Raw genomic sequence first — 22710 nt, 5'->3', positions numbered from 1 at the left:
TTTATCCATGCTATACTACAATCATAGTAAGTTTAAGGAGGATTTCAAATGGCAATTGTACATGCAACAGATGCTACGTTCCAAAGTGATATTAAAGAAGGGTTAGTATTAGTGGACTTTTGGGCTGCTTGGTGCGGACCTTGTAAAATGATCGGGCCAGTTCTTGAGGAAATGGACGCTGCAGGTAGCGCGGCTAAAATTGTAAAAGTTGACGTAGATAATAACCAAGGTACTGCAGCTGAGTATCAAATCATGTCAATCCCATCATTATTATTATTTAAAGATGGAGAATTAGTTGACAAAACTGTAGGCTTCCAACCAAAAGAAGCTTTAGAAGCATTTATCGCAAAACATGCGTAATGAATGAAGTTCACAAAAGCCGGACCATCAATTGATGTGTTCGGCTTTTTTTCGTTATATACTATAGAAAGATAAAATGATTTATTGAGGGGAATTTTAAGTAGGAGGCAGGTAGGTAATGAACGATTTAATCAAGCGTAAACTGGATATTCTACCAGATCAGCCTGGCTGCTATTTGATGAAGGATCGACAGGGGACCATTATATATGTCGGGAAAGCGAAGGTACTGAAAAATCGTGTCCGTTCATACTTTACAGGAACACATGAAGGTAAAACGCAAAGACTTGTAAGCGAAATAGAAGATTTTGAGTATATCGTGACATCATCAAATATAGAAGCACTTATTTTAGAGCTGAATCTCATTAAACTGCATGACCCAAAATACAATGTCATGTTGACCGATGATAAGACGTATCCGTATTTAAAAATTACGAATGAAAAACATCCTCGTCTAATTACGACACGTAAAGTAAAAAAGGACAAAGCTAAATATTTTGGACCGTATCCTAATGCCTATGCGGCAAGTGAAACAAAGAAGCTGTTGGATCGCTTATATCCACTACGAAAATGTGTGCAACTACCTTCAAAAGTTTGTTTGTATTATCATATGGGCCAATGTATAGCACCATGTGTGAAAGAAATTGAAGGTCACGTTTATCAGGAAATGATTGAGGATATGACGAAGTTTCTTAACGGTGGAGTTGAGGCAGTCAAAAAGGAGCTTGAAGTAAAAATGCTTGCGGCTGCTGAAAACTTGGAGTTTGAACGAGCTAAGGAGTTTCGTGATCAAATTGCTCATATAGATACGGTTATGCAAAAGCAAAAAATAGTATCAAGTGATACGACCAACCGCGATGTCTTTGGCTATGCTGTGGAAAAAGGATGGATGTGTGTACAGGTTTTCTTCGTTCGCCAAGGGAAGCTGATCGAACGGGATGTTTCTATTTTCCCCATCTATCAAGATCCAGAGGAAGAGTTCCTAACCTTTGTAGGACGGTTTTATGAAAAACCAGAACATATTAAGCCAAAAGAAGTCTTTATTCCACAAGCAATTGATGGTGCGATTTTAACGGAATTATTAGGCATTAAAGTTCTTACACCAAAAAGAGGTCAAAAGAAGGAGTTGGTGGATTTAGCGACGAAAAATGCTGAAATTGCAGTTGCCGCTAAATTCCAGCTTATCGAACGGCAGGAAGAACGTACTATTGGTGCATGTGAGGCACTAGGCGATGCAATGGGTATAACGACACCATTACGAATTGAAGCTTTTGATAATAGTCATATGCATGGAACGGACGCAGTATCTGCAATGGTTGTTTTCATTGATGGCAAGCCTGCCAAAAAGGAATATCGCAAATATAAAACTCGGACAGCAGCTAAGCATGATGATTATGGTGCTATGCAAGAGGTCATTCGCCGGCGCTATATTCGTGTTTTGAAGGAAGGTCTTCCACTACCAGATTTAGTGCTAATAGATGGTGGTAAAGGTCAAATGGAAGTAGCACGAGAAGTATTAGAGGATGAGCTAGGACTTGTTATACCTATTGCTGGTTTAGCAAAGGATGACAAGCATAATACATCGCAACTATTGTTTGGTGATCCGCCCGAGGTCATTGCCTTAAAACGTACAAGTGACGGTTTTTATTTATTACAACGAATTCAAGATGAAGTCCACCGTTTTGCGATTACCTTTTTACGTCAACAGCATGAAAAGCATGCTATCCAATCTGTGCTGGATCAAATTGAGGGTGTCGGTCCAAAACGAAAACAGCAGCTACTTAAACACTTTGGGTCCGTTAAGAAAATACGTGAGGCTAGTGAGCTGGCTTTACAGGAAGCCGGGATGCCAGCTAATTTAGCAAGTCATATTTATGCCTATTTTCAGCAGGAGTCATTGTCAAAGGAATAGACATATGCTAAGGTTATAAATAACATTGTTGTCCAATGTTAACAGCCCACTTGTTTTAATGAGGGCGAACATAAATTTAATACATTCACTTTTAAGGTGATGATAGAGGTGCAAGATTCAAAAGTAGCGCAATAGAGGATGAACAAATCCTAAGACATTGCGTGAAAGGGGAGCTTGCCGAAGTACAGTAATGTTGTTTCCACTGTTGTACTGGTTTTGCATTTAAGAAATGTAAGACTGTCGATTCTACAAGTTTCGGAGAGCTATCACACATGCGCAAGTTTCATTTATTGTACATGTTAGAGGCAGCTTTCACGTTTTGTGAAGGCTGCCTTTTAGTTTTCTAGAGGCTGTTTTACACCTTATATTAGGTGAATTACCAGACTGGAAAGGAGAACAAAAGAAATGTCTAGAATAGTGATGAAATTTGGAGGGGCTGCATTAGCATCACCCGAACAAATTCAAGAGGCTGTACGAAAAGCGATTGCTGAAAAAGATAGAGGTTTCGATGTGGTAGTAGTAGTAGCTGCAATGAGACAAACGATACAAGACGTGAAAATGAGCGTACTTCATTTCACAGATGATGTGTCAAAACGTGAATTAGACGCAGTTGTGTCTTCATGCTCTCAGCTATCAAGCTCAGTCTTTGCCATTGCGTTACAAGAAGCTGGCTATAATGCGGTGTCATTAACAGGCTGGCAGGCTGGTATTTACACGGATCATATGTATAGTCATGCACGGATAGATCATATCGATGTTAGTCGTATCGAAGAACATTTAATGCAAGGACAAATCGTCGTTATTGCTGGAGATCAAGGCATTGACAATGACCACAATATAACAACGCTTGGGAAAGGTGGGACCGAAACGACAGCCGTCGCACTTGCTGTTGCATTAGATGCCGAGCGGACAGACATATACACGAATGTTGACGGTGTGTATACAGCAGATCCACGCTTTGTTGTACAGGCACAAAAACTACAGGAAATTTCCTATGATGAAATGTTAGAGATAGCTCATTTAGGATCACAGGTCATACATCCACGTGCAGTTGAGTTAGCTAAAAAGTTTCAAATACCAGTTATCATACGCTCTAGTTTAGTGGAGTCAGTAGGTACTTTATTGAAGGAGGAAGTAGAGATGGAGAAAAATTTAATAGTTCGTGGTGTTGCCTTTGAATCAGATGTTATTCGTTTAACAATTGGCTATGATGCATATTCGGGTGCTTCATTAGCGGATATATTTTCAACTCTTGCTGAAAATCGCATCAACGTGGATATTATTGTTCAAGCCATTATTGATGGATTAAAACCAACTGTGTCCTTTTCAATTTTGAAAGAAGAATTTGCGGAAGCATTACGTGTTTTAGAGGACAGTAAAGTATCGCTTGGCTTTAGCTTTGCTGATTTCGAAATTGGATTAGCAAAAGTTTCTATTGTTGGCTCTGGTATGGTTTCTAATCCAGGTGTCGCTGCCCGTATGTTCGACCGGTTACGTCGTGAAAATATCCCTGTGAAGATGGTCAGCACCTCGGAAATTAAAGTGTCTGTTGTAGTTCCGCAGGATGAAATGATTCGTGCGGCAAATGCATTACATGATGAATTTAATTTAGAGCAGGCTCTTTACATATAATAATAGAAGAAACAGCATTTTCTGTCATTGTCCGAAATAAAAGGAAGGATTGTCATCCCGTTTATTGATTGGGGAGACAATCCTTTTTTGTTACTCTGTTGGGATCGTATGCATGATCCGTTCCTTTACGTCCCATTTGACTGTAAACATAACGTAATGTTGCTTTTCACGTTTTTCATCATAGCATTCTGTTAAATAGCCTTTAGCTAGCTGAATTTGTTCAGCTATAAATCCTGCCTCAAGTCTAAAGCTACGTTGTTTGATTTGTAATATTTCAGGGTCGTTTGTCAACTGGAAAATGCGTCCGTCTTTCGATTCTTTCATGAGCTCTAATGTACCCCAACAGGCATCTGCGAAAAATGCGATAAGTTCGTCTTGACTTTTACATGGAAACTTACGCGCAAGCTCTTTGCCTGCCCAATAAAGGACATCATTCTCATGTTTACCGAGTATAGAAGATAGAATATGATCGCGAATGATCTCATAACCAAAGGAAGAGATTGTAGGAGATGGAGTGTTTAACATTGTTATCCTTCTTTCTTAGAATTTTCTTAAAATTTAACGTTAATAAAGTAATGGTAGATTTTTCGAGAAAAAACGACGCATTATGCACTAGATTAGTTCTTTAATAAGCTCTATGAAAAACTTCGAGTTGCCTTGACGCTCGTAGCTCTTGAGAGTACAATAAACATGTCATAATATTGTACCATGATGAAATACACAGTCAATGAAGTATCATTTACAAAATGATGACTTCTTTTGTTGTGCTATTTTAAGTACTAAGGGGGGTAACAGTCTTGTCGAAAGATCGAGAGTTTTTATGGCGTCGCTTACATTCTCTACTTGGGATCATTCCAGTAGGTCTGTTTTTAACGATGCACCTGTTCATTAACTTTACAGCAACAGGCGGGGCAGATAGTTATAACGATGCTACCGCAGTAATGGAGAAGATTCCATTCCTTATCCTAGTTGAATGGATTGTCATCTATATTCCATTGATGTTCCATGCATTTTATGGAGTGTTCATTGCATTCACTGCTACACCAAACACAGGACGTTTCAGCACATACCGTAACTGGATGTTCTCATTACAACGTTTCACAGGTGTATTCCTAGTGATTTTCATTGCATGGCATATTTTCCAAACTCGTATTCAAAAAGCACTTGGCACACACGTTGATTACGACATGATGGCGAATATCGTTGCTAATCCATTCATGCTTGGATTCTACATTGTTGGTATTTTATCAGCAACTTTCCACTTATCTAACGGTTTATGGGCATTCCTAGTAAGCTGGGGTATTACACAATCTCCACAGGCTCAAAAGATTGCTACTTACGTAACAAACATCATTTTCGTAATTCTAAGTGTAGTTGGTATTGCTGCTATTTTAGCTTTTGTATAATTCCATAGAAAGCTACGATAGAGCAAATGCAATCAATGCAATTTTTTAAGAGGAGTGAGAAATAATCATGGCGAAAAGCAAAATAATTGTTGTCGGCGGTGGTCTTGCCGGTCTGATGGCAACGATTAAAGCAGCTGAAGTTGGTACTGAAGTTGATTTATTCTCATTAGTTCCTGTAAAACGCTCACACTCTGTTTGTGCGCAGGGCGGAATTAATGGTGCGGTAAATACTAAAGGTGAAGGGGATTCTCCATGGATCCACTTTGATGATACAGTATATGGTGGTGACTTTTTAGCGAACCAACCACCAGTTAAGGGTATGTGTGATGCAGCCCCTGGGATTATCCATTTAATGGACCGTATGGGTGTTATGTTCAACCGTACACCAGAAGGATTATTAGATTTCCGTCGTTTTGGTGGTACTTTAATGCACCGTACAGCTTTCTCTGGTGCAACAACTGGTCAACAATTACTATATGCGCTTGATGAGCAAGTTCGTTCTCATGAAGTAGCTGGTTTAGTAAATAAATATGAGCACTGGGAATTCCTTGGTGTTATTATCGATGAAGACGGCGTGTGCCGTGGTATCGTAGCGCAAGATATGCGTACAGAAGAAATTAAATCATTCCGTGCAGACGCTGTTATTATGGCGACTGGTGGCCCTGGTATTATTTTCGGTAAAACAACAAACTCTGTTATTAACACAGGTTCTGCTGCTTCTATCGTTTACCAACAAGGTGCTTCATATGCGAATGGTGAGTTCATCCAAATTCACCCAACAGCGATTCCTGGAGATGACAAAAACCGTCTAATGTCAGAATCAGCTCGTGGTGAAGGTGGTCGTATTTGGACTTATAAAGACGGTAAACCTTGGTACTTCTTAGAAGAGAAATACCCAGCTTATGGTAACTTAGTACCACGTGATATTGCAACACGTGAAATTTTCGACGTTTGTGTAAACCAAAAACTTGGTATCAATGGCGAAAACATGGTATACCTAGATCTTTCACATAAAGATCCACATGAGTTAGACGTTAAACTTGGTGGTATCATTGAAATCTACGAAAAATTCGTAGGAGATGACCCACGTAAATTACCTATGAAGATTTTCCCAGCAGTTCACTATTCAATGGGTGGATTATGGGTTGACTACAACCAAATGACTGAAATTCCTGGTCTATTTGCAGCAGGTGAGTGTGATTACTCTCAACACGGTGCCAACCGTCTTGGTGCGAACTCATTATTATCTGCTATCTATGGCGGTATGGTTGCAGGACCAAACGCAGTAGATTATGTAAAACATCTTAAAAAGCATGCAGAAGATATTCCACAAGAGATTTACGATGCTCGCGTAACAGAAGAACAAGCGAAATGGGATGCTATCATGAAAATGGAAGGCACAGAAAACGCTTACTTACTGCATAAAGAGCTTGGTGAAATGATGACTGCTACAATGACTGTAGTACGTTACAATGATCAGCTTGAAGATACATTGAAAAAACTTGATGACCTTACTGAGCGTTGGAACAACATCAACATTAACGATACGCAAAAATGGAGTAATCAAGGCGCACACTTTACACGTCAGCTTAAAAATATGTTAGTGCTTGCGAAAGTAATGACAAAAGGCGCATTATTACGTAATGAATCTCGTGGTGCGCACTATAAACCTGATTTCCCTAATCGTGATGACGAGCAATTCTTGAAAACAACAATGGCGAAGTTTGACCCAACTACTGGTAATCCAATCATCACGTACCAAGAAGTCGACGTTTCTTTAATCCCACCACGTAAACGCGACTACTCTGCGAAAGGAGACTAAAAGTTATGCAAATCGCAGCTAATACTGGAAGAATGGTTAAAGTAGAAATCTTACGTCAAGATACACAGGGCGGCAATAGCTACTGGCAAAAATTCCAAGTGCCTTACCGTCATGGTATGAACGTAATTTCTATTTTAATGGAAATTCAAAAAAATCCTGTTACTGAAAATGGTGAAAATACATCACCAGTTTCATGGGATATGAACTGTTTAGAAGAAGTTTGTGGTGCATGTTCAATGGTTATTAATGGCCGTCCACGTCAATCATGTTCAACACTTGTTGACCAATTGACTGAGCCTATTAAATTGGAGCCAATGAAAACATTCCCTGTTATTCGTGACTTACAGGTTGACCGTGAACGTATGTTTAACGCGCTTAAAAAAGTGAAAGCATGGGTACCAATCGATGGTACGTATGATTTAGGTGAAGGTCCTCGTATGCCAGAAGGTAAACGTCAATGGGCTTATGAATTATCTAAATGTATGACTTGTGGTGTATGTATGGAAGCATGTCCAAACGTGTCTGAAAAAGCTTCATTCATCGGGCCAGCTCCATTATCACAAGTACGTCTTTTCAACACTCACCCAACTGGTGCAATGATTAAAGACGAACGTTTAAATGCTATTATGGGCGATGGTGGCCTAGCGAACTGTGGTAACTCTCAAAACTGTGTTGCTGCATGTCCAAAAGGTATTCCTTTAACAACATCAATCGCTTCATTAAACCGTGCTACTACAGTGCAAATGTTCCGTAACTTCTTCGGTTCTGACCACTACGTAGATTAATATCGGACAAGCTGAACTCCCTTACACTTAGTGTGAGGGAGTTTTTTTATAGTGATATAAACATAGTTAACATGTTTCAAGAAAAAACCATACTATTTAAAGAAAAAGGGATTTTAGTAATAAAATAAGGGGAATTCGGTTTTTCCTATGATAATATAGTGTTTTCTTATATAATGAATAAGTATTCATTGCTGATTGACAGTCTAAACTGACTGAAAAGGATGGTAAATAAATGATAGGGGATGGCGTTATTATGAAAGCAAGCTATATTGGAAATTTACAAGAGTGGGAAAAGGGGTTTTCCTTTTATAGTGAGGCACGTGTACGATTCTCAGAAACAGATATGTATGGGCATATGAACAATACTGTAAGCTTTACTTATTTTGAACAGGCGAGAATTGATTATTTTCGACATATAGGTATTTTAATGCCATCAGTAGCTGATGAGAATGTGAGGAGTATACCGATTGTAGCTGATTTACAATGTGATTATGTAAAGCAGGTTTTCTTTGATGACCTACTAAGAATTTATACAAAGGTAGCGAAAGTTGGAAGTTCATCAATGGACCTTCATTATCTAGCAAAAAATCAAAAGGACGAAGTTTGCTTCACAGGTCGTGGAACAATTGTGCAAATGGACCCTCGAACAGGCAAGAGTGTACCGATTTCTAAAGAAGAAAGAGCGCACTTGATTGATTTGGGAATTATACCCAATTAGTGAGTTGCGTTACAACGTAAAAAATTATGAACATAGTAGGAATATTGTTTTACATAAAATTGTTGAAAATGTCGAAGCAATTTCCGAAATTTTTAAGGAAACATGTAATAATCATGCAAATAGCCGTCACCGCTTCAAGCCCCTTAACATAAGTTACAATACGTGCGGGGGAGGAGGGTGTAACTGAATGAATGGCTCTCATCATCGTTCTCTATTGACAAACCGAGAACGTGAAATATTTGCGCTTTTATTAGCTGAAAAAACAACGAGAGATATTGCAGAGCAGCTTGGTATTAGTGAAAAAACAGTGCGAAATCACATTTCCAATACAATTCAAAAGCTAGGTGTAACGAATCGATCTCAGGCGTTAATTGAGCTGTTACGCTTAGAAGAATTTAAATTAGACTAATGGACACTTGCTATTTCGTGAAAAAAACGACAAAATAGAACTATTCAACGTATCTTTAGGAGTGAAATAGTTATATGTCGGATGAAGTAACAAAACACTCACCTGAAACCGTTGCAACGGTTGAAAAGGAATTACGCTATATAGCGGCCATCGTGAAGCAAAAGGGAAGAGAAATTGTTTCCGACTATGCGATTACGCCGCCACAATTTGTTGCGTTACAGTGGTTAGAAGAGCTTGGTGATATTACAATTGGCGAATTATCAAACCGTTTATATTTAGCTTTTAGCACGACAACAGATTTAGTGGACCGGATGGAGAAAAATGAATTAGTCAAGCGTATGCGTGATGAAAATGACCGCCGTGTCGTTGTTGTTCATCTTCTCGAAAAGGGCGAACGTATTATTCAAGAGGTTATAGAAAAAAGACAGCAATATTTGCAAGAGATGCTTGTTGGTTTTAATGAGCAAGAAGTCGCGCAATTATCAAGCTACCTAGAAAAACTACATGTACACATGAAACAGGATTGAGGCGGAAAGTATGAATGCCCCGATAGGCGTTATTGATTCAGGAGTAGGCGGGTTAACCGTAGCAAAAGAAATTATAAAGCGATTGCCAAACGAAACGATTTATTACATTGGCGATACAGCAAGATGTCCATATGGTCCAAGAAGCCGTCAGGAAGTACGGAACTTCACTTGGCAAATGGCGAAAGCGCTAGAAAAAATGAATATTAAGATGCTCGTTATTGCTTGTAATACAGCGACTGCAGTAGCACTCGAAAGTTTACAAAGAAATATGCCTTTTCCGGTACTAGGCGTTATAAATGCTGGCGCACGTGCAGCTGTAAAGAAAACGAAGCGACATGAAGTCGTTGTGCTTGCAACAGAAGGAACAATAAAAAGTGGTGCATATGAAGAGGCCTTACTGTCACTTAATACGTCAACACATATTATTCCACTAGCCTGTCCAACCTTCGTTCCACTTGTAGAAAGTGGCGAATATAAAGGTGAATTTGCAACGAAGTTAATAGCAGAAGGCTTAAAGCCGTTGAAAAATCAACAATTTGACACGGTTATTTTAGGGTGTACACATTACCCTATTTTACAAAAACAAATTGAAGCTGTCGTAGGAGAAGAAGTGAATGTTTTATCTTCTGCGGAGGAAACAGCAAAGGATGCTCAAGAAATGCTAGCTTATAATGGCACTTTAGCAAATGCAAATACAGTGCCTGCTCATAAATTTTTTGCAACTGGTTCTGTTCCAATTTTCCGTTCAATCGCTGAAAATTGGTTGGAGCAAGGTACTCTCGACATAAGACGCATTACATTAAAATAAAAAATCAGCTTAGCAATGGGCTAGGCTGATTTTTGCCGTTTTCAGCATTTTACATAAACGTTGAGTACTTTTTTGAAGAAATAAATTATGTTAAGATGAGGGCGCGAAAGTTTTTAGGAGGAACAATAAATATGACAAGATTTGATGGAAGAATGGCAGATGAACTGCGATCTGTAAAAATGGATAGTGAATACCTAATACACCCAGAAGGCTCGGTTTTAATTCAAGTAGGAAATACAAAAGTAATTTGTACAGCAACAATTGAAGATAAGGTTCCTGGCTTTTTACGTGGGCAAGGGAAAGGCTGGATCACAGCAGAATATTCGATGCTACCTCGTGCAACCGCTCAACGTACACCACGTGAATCATCTCGTGGGAAGGTTAATGGACGGACGATGGAAATTCAACGATTAATTGGGCGTGCATTACGTGCTGTGGTCGATTTAGAGGCACTAGGAGAGCGTACAGTATGGATCGATTGTGATGTGATTCAAGCAGATGGTGGCACTCGTACAGCCTCCATTACGGGAGCATTTGTAGCAATGACACAGGCAATTGCTAAATTTGCAGAAGAAAAGCCGTTCGTTAAGTTCCCTGTAACAGATTTTTTAGCCGCAACTAGTGTAGGGATTGTAGAAGAGCAAGGTGCCGTTTTAGATTTAAATTATGTAGAAGATGTGGCTGCTGCTGTTGATATGAATATTGTTATGACAGGTGCAGGTCGCTTTGTAGAATTACAAGGCACTGGCGAGGAAGCAACATTCTCTCGGGAAGAATTGAATGAATTATTAGCTTTAGGTGAAAAAGGCATCCAGCAATTAGTTGAGCTCCAAAAAACAGCGCTTGCTGAACAAGCAAACATGGTCGGAGGGAAATAATATGAAACAGGTAGTCATTGCAACCAAAAATAAAGGGAAAGCAAAAGATTTCGAAGCATTATTTGGCCCACTGGGTTATGAAGTTGTCACAATGTTTGAAGTAGCACCAGATATGGAAATAGAGGAAACAGGTACAACATTTGAAGAAAATGCAATCTTAAAGGCAGAAGCCTTAGCGAAAAATCTTGGCACCATTGTTATTGCTGACGATAGTGGTTTAGCAGTGGATGCATTAAATGGTGAGCCAGGGGTCTACTCTGCGCGTTACGCTGGTGATCATGATGATGAGGCTAATATGGTGAAGCTGTTAGAAAATCTACAAGGTGTTGAAGATGACAAACGTACAGCTCGATTCTGCTGCTGTATTGCCATTGCAGGTCCAGATTTTAACACGACAACAGTATTTGGCACATGCGAGGGCGTCATTGCACATGAAAAACGTGGCACGAATGGGTTTGGCTATGATCCCATTTTCTTTGTCCCAAGTCTAAATCGTATGATGGCTGAGCTTACGCCAGAAGAAAAGGGCGCCATTTCTCACCGAGGTAATGCTATTCGTAAGCTGAAGGAGCAATTGCCGAATCTTATGAAATAAGAGGTGGTATACATGGAAATACTAATCATGAGCGATACACATGGCGACAGTCATGTGATCGACAAGGTCAGAAATTTTTATCCTGAAATAGATGTTCGGATACATTGTGGAGATAGTGAGCTTCCTTATGTGCACGATGCATTAAAGGGAATGAAAAAAGTACGAGGGAACTGTGATCGGGAGGAAGCTTTTCCTGAGGAAGAATTTTTTACGATCGAGGATGTAAAAATTTTGGTGACTCATGGCCATTTATTTAATGTAAAAAGTTCCATGTTGTCATTATCCTATCGTGCAAAAGAATTGAATGCCCAAATTGTTTGTTTTGGGCACTCTCATATTCTCGGTGCTGAAATGTTGGATAATATTTTATTTATCAATCCAGGAAGCCTACTAAAGCCTCGGGGTCGCAAAGAAAAAAGCTTTGCTATGCTAAAAATAGAAGATTCGACTTTTACAGTGGAATTTTGGACGGATGATCAGCAGTGTATGTCACGTCATACTTTCCAACGAAATTAATACGACCTAAAAATCCGCCTTACTCTTAAAGTAAGCGGATTTTTAGGTTGGATGGTAAAATTGACTAGGAATGAATGATGTTGAAATAGAAAAAATAAATGGAAAAGGTAACAAAGGAGAAAATATGGAAAAGACAATTGGCTGGAATCTAGACAATAGTTATGTACAATTACCAAGTATTTTTTATTCCGAAATGACATTAAACCCCGTTCCTTCACCTAAATTAGTCCTGTTAAATGAAACGGTTGTTGCGTCATTGGGATTAAATAGTCAAGCTTTAAAAAGAGAAGAGGGCATAGCTGTATTAGCGGGTAATAAAGCACCTAGTGGTAGTAATCCTATTGCGCAAGCGTATGCAGGTCACCAGTTTGGGCATTTTAATATGTTAGGCGATGGAAGGGCCCTTTTATATGGTGAACAAATAACACCCTCAAAGGAACGCATGGATATCGCGTTAAAAGGATCTGGAAGAACACCTTATTCCCGTGGTGGGGATGGAAGAGCCGCATTGGGACCTATGCTTAGGGAGTACATTATTAGTGAAGCGATGTTTGGGTTGGGGATTCCTACTTCTCGAAGTTTAGCGGTAGTGAGCACAGGTGAAACGATTATCCGTGAAACTGACCTACCTGGTGCTATCCTTACGAGAATTGCCAGCAGTCATTTACGGGTAGGGACCTTTCAATATGCTGCACAATGGGGAACAGACGAGGAGCTCCAGACCTTAGCAGATTATACATTAGAACGACATTTCCCCAATTATCTTGGGAACACAAATCCCTATCTTTATTTACTACAGGAAGTCATAAAAAAACAAGCATCCCTTATAGCAAAGTGGCAGTTAGTGGGCTTTATTCATGGGGTCATGAACACAGATAACATGACCATCAGTGGGGAAACCATTGATTATGGACCATGTGCGTTTATGGATGCCTACGACCCAGCAACCGTGTTCAGTTCCATTGACCGACAAGGACGTTATGCATATGGTAACCAGCCAAGCATGGGGGGCTGGAACTTAACACGGTTGGCAGAGGCGTTACTTCCTTTAATTCATGAAAATCAAGAGCAGGCCATTGAACTTGCTCAAGCTGCCCTAGAACAATACCCTCAGTTGTACGTTCAAAACTGGCTAAAAGGAATGCGAGCAAAATTAGGATTATTTGATGAAGAGCAAGACGATATGAAGCTTATAGAAGAACTTCTGCAGCTTATGCAACAAGACAAAGCAGACTATACAAATACGTTTATCGCCCTAAGTTTTGACCATATCGACAAAACCTCATTATGGCGGACTTCAGCATTTAAAGAGTGGCATCAAAAATGGCTCGCACGATTAGCGAGACAGCCACAAACAAAAGACATGTCCCAACAATTGATGCGCCAGCATAATCCTGCTGTTATTGCACGTAATCATAGGGTAGAGGAGGCATTGGAAGCGGCTGTAGAGAGGGAAGACTTTAGTGTGATGAATAAATTAGTAACAGCCCTGTCCCAGCCCTTTGCCCACACAAATGAACAACAGGAATATGCTTCATTACCAGAGACGTCTAGTCAACCATACCGTACTTTTTGCGGCACATAAGAAGACAACGAGAGGGAATGCTCCTCTCGTTTTTTTATTATGCCATGACACCATACCCAAACCAGGCGCATACCCTATGTATGAATAAAGGTAAAGGGGAATGGATTCGATGCACAAATATTCAAAAGGTTGGTTTGTAAAAGAGTTACGAGCATATGGCATTCTAGTACATCCACAACTTAAAAGTCATTTAGGGTTATTTAAAGAATCTGAATTACGAAATCTATATTATCGCTATGTAGAAATAGAAACGACAGAGCAGGAACAAAAATAGCCTTTATGGTTTGAATAACTCCTTTCTAGGAAAAAATGAGGGTAGAAAGGAGTTTTACTATGTGGATGATAGCACAGACATGGCAGGATGTACTATTTTTACATTGGCCGGTATCACCCCTAGAATTAGAAAAGCATTTACCTCCAGAAGTAGAGCTAGATTTATTTGCACATGATGCCTGGGTGAGTGCGGTTCTTTTTAAAGTGCATGGGCATCGCTTGCGATTTCTGCCACCTATTCCGGGCTTGAATACCTCCTTACAATTGAACGTACGAACATATATTGAGTATGAGGGCAAGAAAGGCATCTATTTTTTTCATTTAGATGTGACCAATTTTATCTTCTCAAAAATAACAGCATTGGGCAGTTTACCATATCGATACTCAAAAATTATAGGAACGCAAAGGAACAATGACAATACCTATACCAGCTATTACAAAACGTTGGACGAAAGATTAAGGGTGTCCTATACAATAGGGGATAACACTCAAACTAATTTTGATCAATGGCTAGTCGAACGTTATCATTCATGGGCAAAATGGAACCATACATTATTTCGTATTGATATTCAACATACACCGTGGGATTTACAACAGGCTGATGTGAAAATTCAAAGTAATACGTTAGCTTCTTTTATGAAGGGAACCTTTCAGGGAATTCAACCCATTGCGCATTATGCAAAGAAAAAGGAGACAAAGATTTTTCTTCCAGTGATTGAATGATAAAAAATATTGTAAGTGAGAGCATTAAAAGAGATAACAAAATTGCATGACGATAGCGCCCGCTATCATATCTGACATGGCAAGCGCCTCTGCCTCTATTTCATCAAATATGTCCACGTCGGCTTGATAATTTTTTTGAATCATGGTCACAGCTTCGTTTTTTGTTAAAGACAAATGCATATAAAACATCTTTTGTACGGCCTCCATACTTAAGTATGGATTAATCGTATGCAAAAATTGTGCAATATCGTCTGCATTACGATACCAATCTCTCTCTTTTGCCTCAGCCGTGGCAGTATCCCCTTTAGTCGCAGCAGTCACTAACTGAGCAGCAATAACAAGATGCTCTTTAATTAAAGCCGCATAACGATCTGCTATAGAGTCGCCATAAAAAGGGCGAAGGCAATTGCCCAAATCAGTCGCATTTCTTAACAAACGCTGCTGCACAAAAGGTAAATCTGGCAAATTGAAAACGATGCTAATAATCGTCATCCGTGTCCAATTCACATGCTCCATCCATAGTAATTGATTCATCGCCATATAATCTGCCTCAGTTTTACTAATGCAGTGTCGATGATCAGTTGAACGTAAAAAATGACGAATCGGTGCTGTATATTGTGTAGAGGGTGATTGGTACAACTGGCTTAATGAAAACCTACTTGAATAAGGGTACAAAACCTCGCTCCTTTTCATTTGTTCTCCTACATTAGCATACTCCTAAGCAGCTCTATGTATGAAAGCAATGAAGACAAAGGGAAGGTATGACATTAATCCTCGTACATCATTTTCTTTGTCATCCCACCGTCGACCGTTAAATTAATACCTGTAACGAAATCATTCAGCGGATTTGTTAAATAGAGACATGCTTGAGCAATATCCTCCGGTACACCCACTCTCCCTGACAAATGCTGCGCATGATCTATCGGACGAAGCTCCTCATAATTGCCAGTCTCAATCCACCCGGGCGAAATACAATTTACAGTGATCTGATCAGGACCAAACGATCGTGCTAAAGCATGAGTTAATGCCACAATCCCCCCTTTTGTAGCAGCATAGGCTTCAGTAAAAGGCTCAGACATCTCAGCCCGTGTAGACGCTAGAGATACAATCGAGCCACCTTTGACATTGTGCCTCATCACCTTCGCAGCCTCTCTTGCACAGAAAAAGGCACTCGTTAAATTCGTTTGCAAAAGATCATTCCATGCCTCCAACGTAATATCATAAGGAGATGTATGTTGTAACTTTCCAGCATTATTAATTAATATATGAATCGACCCATACTGTTCGACTGCTTGTTTCATTAATGAAACAATATCCTGTTCCTTCGCCACATCCGTATGAACAAAGATGACAGAGAAGCCCTGCTCGAGCAACTCTCTCTCTAATTGCTCACCTAAGCCCTTATTGATATCAGCAATCACCACCTTCGCACCCTGTCGTGCATATGCTAGCACAATCCCCTTACCAATCCCTTGTGCACCACCAGTAACAACTACAACAGAATCCTTAAACATCTATATACCTCCTATTGATTTCTAGTCAATATTCTAACAAAAATTTTTATGTTCTTGCTATCGATAAGGCAAAGACGTGGTATAATCTATATGGCGAAAACATATGATAAAACATAGATGAGGGAAACCTTGCCTACATAGTAAAATTATTGTTGACATTACGCCATATAATACATATAATAAATATTGTCCTTCCTATGGAATACATAAGAAACGACATCATGTCTCAGTAGCTCAGCAGGATAGAGCAACGGCCTTCTAAGCCGTCGGTCGGGGGTTCGAATCCCTCCTGGGACGTCAATAAAAGCCTTACAGCCACAACGGTTGTAAGGCTTTTTATTTTTATGCAAGAATGTATAATTCTTTGTTTGGTGCCCAAGAGGTGCCCAAATCAATCTTTATCATCAAAAAGTTTATCAAAGTGGGAACTGGCTCGCTGATCCGTTTCTTGTAAAAGATGTCCATAAGTATTCATGGTAGTTGTGATATTAGAATGACCTAATCTCGACTGAATAACTTTTGGATGTTCACCAGCATGAATCAAGAGGGTAGCAGAAGTATGTCTTAAATCGTGAGAACGAATTCTAGGTAAATCAGGATTCTTTTTCATAAAACGATCCCACCACTGACTTATTGAATCTGGTCGATAAGGTTTACCAAAATCATTTGAAAAAAGAAAAGTATGTCCTTCCCATACTCGTTCATCGCCAGCCTCTTCTAGTTGATATTTTTTCACTGCAGCCAGCGTTACTAAATCATTCATAATATTTGAAGGAATAGTAACTACTCGTTTTCTTTTACCTTTTGTTTCTTTTACGATAATTCCATCCCCAGTTAAATTAACTAAAGCTTGTTCTATTAATAAGGTATTGTTTTCGACGTTTAAATGTTTTTCTTCAATGGCAACTAGTTCACCTTGTCGAGCAGCACTTACCACGGCTAGTTCAACTAACAACCGTTTTTCAGCAGTCTCTCTATTATTTAATCGTTCAAACAATAATTTAACTTGTTCCTCGCTGTAGGCCTTACCTTCTTCATATTTGAGTTTTGGTAGCTTTATATTTTTACAAGGACTCTCCTCGATTAAATTCCACTCAACTGCTACATTCATAATACTAGCGAACGCCTTGTAAATATTATGAATAGTGGAAGGGGCTAACTCGCTTTCTTTGCCGTCTAATCTTCGTTTTTTCTTCTGTAAATCACCTACAAAAAATACTACATCTACTTTTTTAATATCCTTTAATTTGATATCACCGAAAATAGGGAGGATGCGTTTTTCTAAATGCGTACAATTATCATGAAATGATCGTGCACTATAATGTTGTTTAGCATAATTATCTTTCCATCGTGGAAAAAGATGATTTAATGTAATTGATTCAATATCACTAAAATAAACATCCTTATTTTGCTTCATTTCTTCTTCAAACAGTATTAGTTGGCGCATCGCTTCTTTTTCGCTTTTGGCTTCTACATTTTTAGTTTTACGAATACGGCGATTACCTCGATAACCTAAATCTGCGATAAGTTTGAATTTATTCTTACTGATTTTTTGTACATATCCCATTGCTAACAGCTCCTTCGAAACAGAGTACAACGTTATGTTAATAAAATAACCTATTATATTAAATTATCCTTCTTTCTAAATCATCTCATAGTTAGTGATAAAGTATTATTCCAATCGAGCATAATTTTATATTGCAAAAGCAATGAATATATCTCAACAAGCAGTCAACAAGGCAAAAAATAAAGCTATTGATGAAATTAGACTAAATGCTAGTAAATAAGGAGTATCACCATGGAAAATAAAATAGATTCATTAGAAGTAATCGAAATGATGCAACCAAAAATTAAGAAACTGTTATATCAAACGTCTATTGACAATAGAGAAGATTTGGAACAAGAGTTAAATTTGTTAATTATAACTTCAATGGAAAAGATTAAATTTAAGAATATGCCGAGCTTTTCTAAATTAATAAGTTTATTTGAGTACAGTGAAAAAGTTAGCTGATCTACAATTAAATGACACACATTTTATTGTGTTTTTCAATATTAATAAGCTGTTACGATTGTTAAATTGAGAGCTAGCATAGTAGAGAAAGTAAGAGATCCTAATTTTAATATGAAGACATAGTAATCTGCTTATATTATTACTTGATATAAGAGGGGATTTTTCAGCACTTATTATTTAACAAATACATGGGTTAATGTTAATCATGTATTAGTAACTAAAAACTAGAACTAAAAGATATTTTAATAAGATTAAAGACTAGCCAAGCAATTTGCCAGGCTAGTCTTTTTTATTTGTAAAGGTCACTGTTAAATAATGAGAAATTATAGTCATTATTAATGTACAATTATATTTCCAAGGTAGATCACTGTAGAAGTTGTAAAATTCCTTCTGGTTGTTTATTTGATTGAGCCAGCATTGATTGAATAGCTTGTAGTAAAATATTATTTTTTGTGAATATCATCATTTCTTTAGCCATATCAGTGTCACGAATACGTGATTCAGCTTGAGTTAAATTATTGGATGTATTACTAAGATTATTCATTGCTTGTTCTAGCTTATTATTATAAGCCCCAAATTCACTTCGATGAAGGGATACAGTTTCAATTGCTTTATTTATTATAGATATTGCTGAACCTGCGCTTGTTTGTGAAGTTAAATCTAAATCACTCAATTTTAAATTTGAAATTCTAACATCACATAGATTAATTTTCATATTCTGATTACTATTAGCACCTAACTGAAAATGTAAAATTCCATTAGGTGAACTGCTTTGGTTTGATTCATCCGGATTTTTTTCTATACTAAAAGATAAATTCTTTGTCTCGAACAGTAATTCTCCTACGGCATTACCAGAGAAATTGTTAATGATACCATCACCATGTTTAGTAAATACCAGATGGTTTGAAGTGTCGAATTCAGCGAATAAGTCAATACCCTTATTAATTAACTGGTTATTAATCTCATTTATTAATTGGTTTGGACTATAACTACCTATAGAAAGAACAATTGAGTGAGTGACTCCGTTAATATCAAAATTAAGCGTGTCGTTTTCACCAGATAGGATATTCATCCCGTTTGATAGGTCTACTCTACCTTGAACTGTAGTATTCGAAGAAGTAATACTACCATTCACTAATGAAGAGGAATCAATAAGTGTCCACCCATCTAAAATGTTTTGAAAAAGAGTATCTTTAGCATTTCCACCGAAATTTCCAAACGTATGATTGCCATCAGTAAGTTGGTATAACCCATCTTGATCTGATGAAGCGATTAATGTAAGTACAGTTCCATCTAGAGGAGGAGAATCTCTTAGATATAAAAACTGTGCTTTTACTGGAGCACCAGCAGCAGTAAATTGTTTATTTAATTCGTTTATAAATTGAGAGTTTATATTTTGGCCACTTTGATTAGGTCCGTAAATTGTGTATGCGCCTGGGCTTAAAGTAATTGAATATGTTTGTGAATCTATATCAAATGTTAAAGTATCATTCACTCCAGAGGTTATAGTAATACCTGGGTTTAGAGTAGGGTATCCATCTATTTTGATATTGCCAGTTCTATTGGAAGCTGAAATTATAGGTGATAAAAAATTAGCTCCGATATTCCCTTTGATACTATTAAAGATTAGATTTTTGTTTGAACTAACAAATTCAATGTTATTAGTTTTATCTGAGAATTTAGCTGTTAAGTCTATCTGATTATTGTTAAATACATTATTAAGTTCTTGTATAAAGTTATTTGCAGAATAAGTATTTGCAGGTATTTGAACTACTTTAGATACACCATTTATTTCTACTTCTAAAGTGTCATTAACGTTAGCTAGAACAGTGTATATTGGTTTATAAGTGAGTGAAGAAATTATTTTAGTAGCTACTTCATCGCTAGGATTTTCTGGGGAGGTAATATCACTCACCTTTTGATTTAAAAGATTTATTGTATTGAAATGTGTGTTATTTGCTATTTCGTCGATTCCGTTTTTCAAATGATTTATTTCATGTTGAATTTTTAAACGATCTTCATAGACCGAAGTATCGTTTGCTGCTTGTATTGCCAATTCTCTCATTCTTTGAAGCAAAGAATGCACCTCGTTTAATGCACCTTCAGCAGTTTGTAAGAGTGAAATACCATCCTGAATGTTTTTACCTGCCATATTAAGACCGCGAATTTGACCACGCATTTTTTCAGAGATTGCTAAACCAGCAGCATCGTCTCCAGCTTTATTAATTTTATATCCAGAAGACAGTTTTTCTAATACACTATTAGTCTTTTTATTATTTTGAGTTAATCTATTATTTGCATTTAGAGATGAGATGTTGTGTCTAATAATCAAAACAGATCCTCCGTTTATAACTTTCATTTAAAATAAAGTATATTTCTAATTTAAGATAATATTACCATTTACCCTTTATTTTTGTAACTATTAGATTAAAACTCCTAATTTATAAGAAATCTCCTCATTTGGTTGAAAGAAATAACGAGAAGGACTCCTAACTTGATATGAAGAAATAGTAACTTGCTATTACTTTATTGAGTCACCTAAGAACTTTTCCGCACTTATTAATTAACAAATACTAGGGTTAATGCTAAACAAGCTTTAATAAATAAAAACTAAATTTTAAAAGATATTTTAATTATACCTACAGGGACACCTTGAGGATTCACTGGCTATGATTATATAGTAGAGTCTTTTAAATGTTTTTTTTGTGGTTGAAATACGCTTTCATTTGATGGAGTTTTTTCATTGATTAAAGCATCCTTTAATTAAAGATAGGATGCTTTTTATTATCTCGATATTCACACAGCTATTCCACATCAAAGATCGTTTGAACCAGTAATGTACAAGGCTGTTTCAATGAATGTGAATCAGGTTGAAGTACTGCATATTGCATCTGGTCAAATGTATCATTGGAGGATTAAAGGTAGGTGCCCAAGGGGTGCCCAAACAAATACCAAAACGTATAAATAGAAGGAAATATTCAATAAGTTTTTAATATATCGGTTGATAAAAAGCTATAAATACAGGTTTTATAGTAATGTATAAAAGTTTAAAAACCTATTACCACAGCCTTCTAAGCCGTCGGTCGGGGGTTCGAATCCCTCCTGGGACGTCAATAACAAATCAAAGGTTGATGTTTAACCGAAATAAAAAGCGCTTGAAACCTTATGAAAATTGGGTTTTGAGCGTTTTTTGTTTGTATGGATATTTATAAGAATCGTATTGAATGACATATAAAAAATAAATTTGGTAAACAAAATGTAAACATGGTGAACAAAGAAATTAAGATGAATAAACATTAATCGCTATTGCTTCATCTCGTTCTTCCATTTCTTTTAATACGTGCGAATAGTGATCAAGGGTTGTTTGAATATCTGAATGTCCTAATCATTTAGAAACAGAATGATTATTAGCTCCTTTATAGATTAAGGCACTGGCATGCGTGTGTCGTAAACCATGAATGGAGATATGTTCGATTCCTAATGCATCTAATGTTTTTCGTAATAATTTATTAGCTCCTTCATTTTTTACTGTTTTTATGGAAGATTGTCTATAGAAAACCAAGTTGTTTTCATTTTCAGGTACCGCCAATATTAGTTTCTTAAATTCATTCATAACTTTCTTATTTATAGATGTTTTTCTTTCGGATTGTTCATTTTTTAATGGTCCAAAACCAGTTCCTCTTTTATAGTCCTATGCTCGGTAAACTTTTAATTGGTTTAGTTTAAAATCCAAACATCTGAAGTGAGTCCTGTTAACTCCCCAAACTGCAATCATGATACAAGCCCCAATAAAATTAAATGGTATGTGCTTGTGGAAGGCGAAAGGCGATAAAAAAAAGTTCTTTGTATAATTTTGCGCAATCATTGTAATTCAAATGTTTATCTTCACTCTTTTTAGCGTTATTAGTAGCGTTTAATTCTAATATCCTTCCTCAATTGCATCCCTTACATACGCTCTTATATGTGTATTGAGCTTTCTAAAAGTCTCCTTTGATTTACCTTTACCATTCATTTAAAAACATTTGGTAATCAGCTCGAGTAATTTTTTGAATCGGTTTATCTTTAAAATGTTCCTTGACCCGTTCAACAGAATTTGAATACCGGTTATAGGTGTTAATATGTTTGTTGGATTTATACAATTCAATCCATTCTTCAAAATAATTCGCAAATGTTTTTTCTTTAACAATTACTTGATTACCTTTTTAATAATAATACTTTTTCTGCAGCTTCTCTTTGTGC

At 37.4% G+C, this 22710-nt stretch carries 22 protein-coding genes, 1 tRNA gene, 3 pseudogenes and 1 riboswitch; of the genes and pseudogenes, 18 read left to right on the top strand and 8 right to left on the bottom strand.

Features of this window, described 5'->3' with window-relative positions; all coding sequences use genetic code 11:
• The first annotated feature begins 48 nt into the window (after positions 1-48).
• The 3 genes from trxA to ACE1MS_RS16425 all read left to right on the top strand — a co-directional run bounded on the left by trxA (position 49) and on the right by ACE1MS_RS16425 (position 3901).
• A complete protein-coding gene (gene trxA / locus ACE1MS_RS16435; protein WP_008179170.1) occupies positions 49-360 on the top strand; it encodes a thioredoxin in 312 nt (103 codons plus the stop codon).
• A gap of 118 nt (positions 361-478) precedes the next feature.
• Positions 479-2269, top strand: a complete 1791-nt coding sequence (gene uvrC / locus ACE1MS_RS16430; protein WP_012295566.1) for an excinuclease ABC subunit UvrC — start codon at positions 479-481, stop codon at positions 2267-2269.
• 95 nt (positions 2270-2364) lie between these two features.
• Positions 2365-2543, top strand: a riboswitch (Lysine riboswitch).
• A gap of 131 nt (positions 2544-2674) precedes the next feature.
• Positions 2675-3901 (top strand): aspartate kinase, encoded by a 1227-nt coding sequence (locus ACE1MS_RS16425; RefSeq protein WP_036164424.1) that lies wholly within the window; start codon positions 2675-2677, stop codon positions 3899-3901.
• 90 nt (positions 3902-3991) lie between these two features.
• Here the strand turns inward: ACE1MS_RS16425 and ACE1MS_RS16420 are convergent, their stop codons facing one another.
• Complete coding sequence (locus ACE1MS_RS16420; protein ID WP_012295564.1) at positions 3992-4426, bottom strand: YslB family protein; 435 nt, start codon at positions 4424-4426, stop codon at positions 3992-3994.
• A 272-nt stretch (positions 4427-4698) separates the two neighbouring features.
• On the opposite strand from ACE1MS_RS16420, the gene ACE1MS_RS16415 reads away from it, so the two are divergent.
• The 13 genes from ACE1MS_RS16415 (at position 4699) to ACE1MS_RS16355 (ending at position 14946) form a co-directional block, all read left to right on the top strand.
• Positions 4699-5307 carry a succinate dehydrogenase cytochrome b558 subunit gene (locus tag ACE1MS_RS16415; RefSeq protein WP_031419376.1) on the top strand — a complete coding sequence of 203 codons (609 nt, stop codon included), beginning with the start codon at positions 4699-4701 and terminating at the stop codon, positions 5305-5307.
• A 67-nt stretch (positions 5308-5374) separates the two neighbouring features.
• Positions 5375-7129, top strand: a complete 1755-nt coding sequence (gene sdhA / locus ACE1MS_RS16410; RefSeq protein WP_012295562.1) for a succinate dehydrogenase flavoprotein subunit — start codon at positions 5375-5377, stop codon at positions 7127-7129.
• A gap of 5 nt (positions 7130-7134) precedes the next feature.
• Entirely contained in the window at positions 7135-7914 is a 780-nt protein-coding gene (gene sdhB / locus ACE1MS_RS16405; RefSeq protein WP_012295561.1) for a succinate dehydrogenase iron-sulfur subunit, read from the top strand.
• Between the two features lie 253 nt (positions 7915-8167).
• Positions 8168-8632, top strand: a complete 465-nt coding sequence (locus ACE1MS_RS16400; protein ID WP_031419375.1) for an acyl-CoA thioesterase — start codon at positions 8168-8170, stop codon at positions 8630-8632.
• Positions 8633-8819: 187 nt separating this feature from the next.
• A complete protein-coding gene (locus tag ACE1MS_RS16395) occupies positions 8820-9041 on the top strand; it encodes a helix-turn-helix domain-containing protein (RefSeq protein WP_004226437.1) in 222 nt (73 codons plus the stop codon).
• A gap of 74 nt (positions 9042-9115) precedes the next feature.
• The gene (locus ACE1MS_RS16390) at positions 9116-9568 is read left to right on the top strand and encodes a MarR family winged helix-turn-helix transcriptional regulator (protein WP_025114538.1); all 453 of its coding nucleotides are present in this window, start codon (positions 9116-9118) and stop codon (positions 9566-9568) included.
• A gap of 10 nt (positions 9569-9578) precedes the next feature.
• Positions 9579-10376 (top strand): glutamate racemase, encoded by a 798-nt coding sequence (racE, locus tag ACE1MS_RS16385; protein ID WP_012295558.1) that lies wholly within the window; start codon positions 9579-9581, stop codon positions 10374-10376.
• Positions 10377-10507: 131 nt separating this feature from the next.
• Positions 10508-11254, top strand: a complete 747-nt coding sequence (gene rph, locus ACE1MS_RS16380; protein WP_031419371.1) for a ribonuclease PH — start codon at positions 10508-10510, stop codon at positions 11252-11254.
• Between the two features lies 1 nt (position 11255).
• Complete coding sequence (locus ACE1MS_RS16375) at positions 11256-11849, top strand: XTP/dITP diphosphatase (RefSeq protein ID WP_012295556.1); 594 nt, start codon at positions 11256-11258, stop codon at positions 11847-11849.
• Between the two features lie 12 nt (positions 11850-11861).
• On the top strand, positions 11862-12365 hold the full coding sequence (locus ACE1MS_RS16370) for a metallophosphoesterase (RefSeq protein ID WP_099805939.1): 504 nt from the start codon (positions 11862-11864) through the stop codon (positions 12363-12365).
• Between the two features lie 124 nt (positions 12366-12489).
• Positions 12490-13950: a protein adenylyltransferase SelO gene (locus ACE1MS_RS16365; protein WP_447402484.1), complete on the top strand. Its 1461-nt coding sequence runs from the start codon at positions 12490-12492 to the stop codon at positions 13948-13950.
• A gap of 109 nt (positions 13951-14059) precedes the next feature.
• Positions 14060-14224 carry a DUF2639 domain-containing protein gene (locus tag ACE1MS_RS16360; RefSeq protein WP_080695228.1) on the top strand — a complete coding sequence of 55 codons (165 nt, stop codon included), beginning with the start codon at positions 14060-14062 and terminating at the stop codon, positions 14222-14224.
• A gap of 59 nt (positions 14225-14283) precedes the next feature.
• Positions 14284-14946: a YqjF family protein gene (locus tag ACE1MS_RS16355; protein WP_031419368.1), complete on the top strand. Its 663-nt coding sequence runs from the start codon at positions 14284-14286 to the stop codon at positions 14944-14946.
• A 24-nt stretch (positions 14947-14970) separates the two neighbouring features.
• Here ACE1MS_RS16355 and ACE1MS_RS16350 read toward each other — a convergent pair whose 3' ends face one another.
• Complete coding sequence (locus ACE1MS_RS16350) at positions 14971-15639, bottom strand: hypothetical protein (RefSeq protein ID WP_227256901.1); 669 nt, start codon at positions 15637-15639, stop codon at positions 14971-14973.
• A gap of 74 nt (positions 15640-15713) precedes the next feature.
• Positions 15714-16460 carry an SDR family NAD(P)-dependent oxidoreductase gene (locus ACE1MS_RS16345; RefSeq protein ID WP_447402483.1) on the bottom strand — a complete coding sequence of 249 codons (747 nt, stop codon included), beginning with the start codon at positions 16458-16460 and terminating at the stop codon, positions 15714-15716.
• Between the two features lie 223 nt (positions 16461-16683).
• On the opposite strand from ACE1MS_RS16345, the gene ACE1MS_RS16340 reads away from it, so the two are divergent.
• A tRNA-Arg gene (locus ACE1MS_RS16340) sits at positions 16684-16757 on the top strand.
• Positions 16758-16851: 94 nt separating this feature from the next.
• Here the strand turns inward: ACE1MS_RS16340 and ACE1MS_RS16335 are convergent.
• Positions 16852-18027, bottom strand: a complete 1176-nt coding sequence (locus ACE1MS_RS16335; RefSeq protein ID WP_447402482.1) for a tyrosine-type recombinase/integrase — start codon at positions 18025-18027, stop codon at positions 16852-16854.
• A 231-nt stretch (positions 18028-18258) separates the two neighbouring features.
• Here ACE1MS_RS16335 and ACE1MS_RS16330 point away from each other — a divergent pair, with 231 nt between their 5' ends.
• Positions 18259-18471, top strand: coding sequence for a hypothetical protein (locus tag ACE1MS_RS16330; protein ID WP_036164411.1), 213 nt, complete (start codon positions 18259-18261; stop codon positions 18469-18471).
• Between the two features lie 364 nt (positions 18472-18835).
• On the opposite strand, the pseudogene ACE1MS_RS16325 reads toward ACE1MS_RS16330, so the two are convergent.
• The 4 genes and pseudogenes from ACE1MS_RS16325 to ACE1MS_RS16310 form a co-directional block, all read right to left on the bottom strand.
• Positions 18836-19111 (bottom strand): annotated as a pseudogene (locus tag ACE1MS_RS16325) (flagellin); the annotation flags it as partial.
• Between the two features lie 1287 nt (positions 19112-20398).
• Positions 20399-20830, bottom strand: a pseudogene (locus ACE1MS_RS16320) (flagellin N-terminal helical domain-containing protein); the annotation flags it as partial.
• A 1026-nt stretch (positions 20831-21856) separates the two neighbouring features.
• Positions 21857-22108: pseudogene (locus tag ACE1MS_RS16315) on the bottom strand (tyrosine-type recombinase/integrase); the annotation flags it as partial.
• Between the two features lie 364 nt (positions 22109-22472).
• Positions 22473-22658, bottom strand: a complete 186-nt coding sequence (locus tag ACE1MS_RS16310; protein WP_080717375.1) for a tyrosine-type recombinase/integrase — start codon at positions 22656-22658, stop codon at positions 22473-22475.
• Positions 22659-22710 lie beyond the last annotated feature (52 nt).

The organism is Lysinibacillus sp. fkY74-1 (assembly GCF_053165895.1).
Note: the sequence above shows the minus strand (reverse complement) of the source record. Positions and strands in the feature narration are given on the sequence as shown.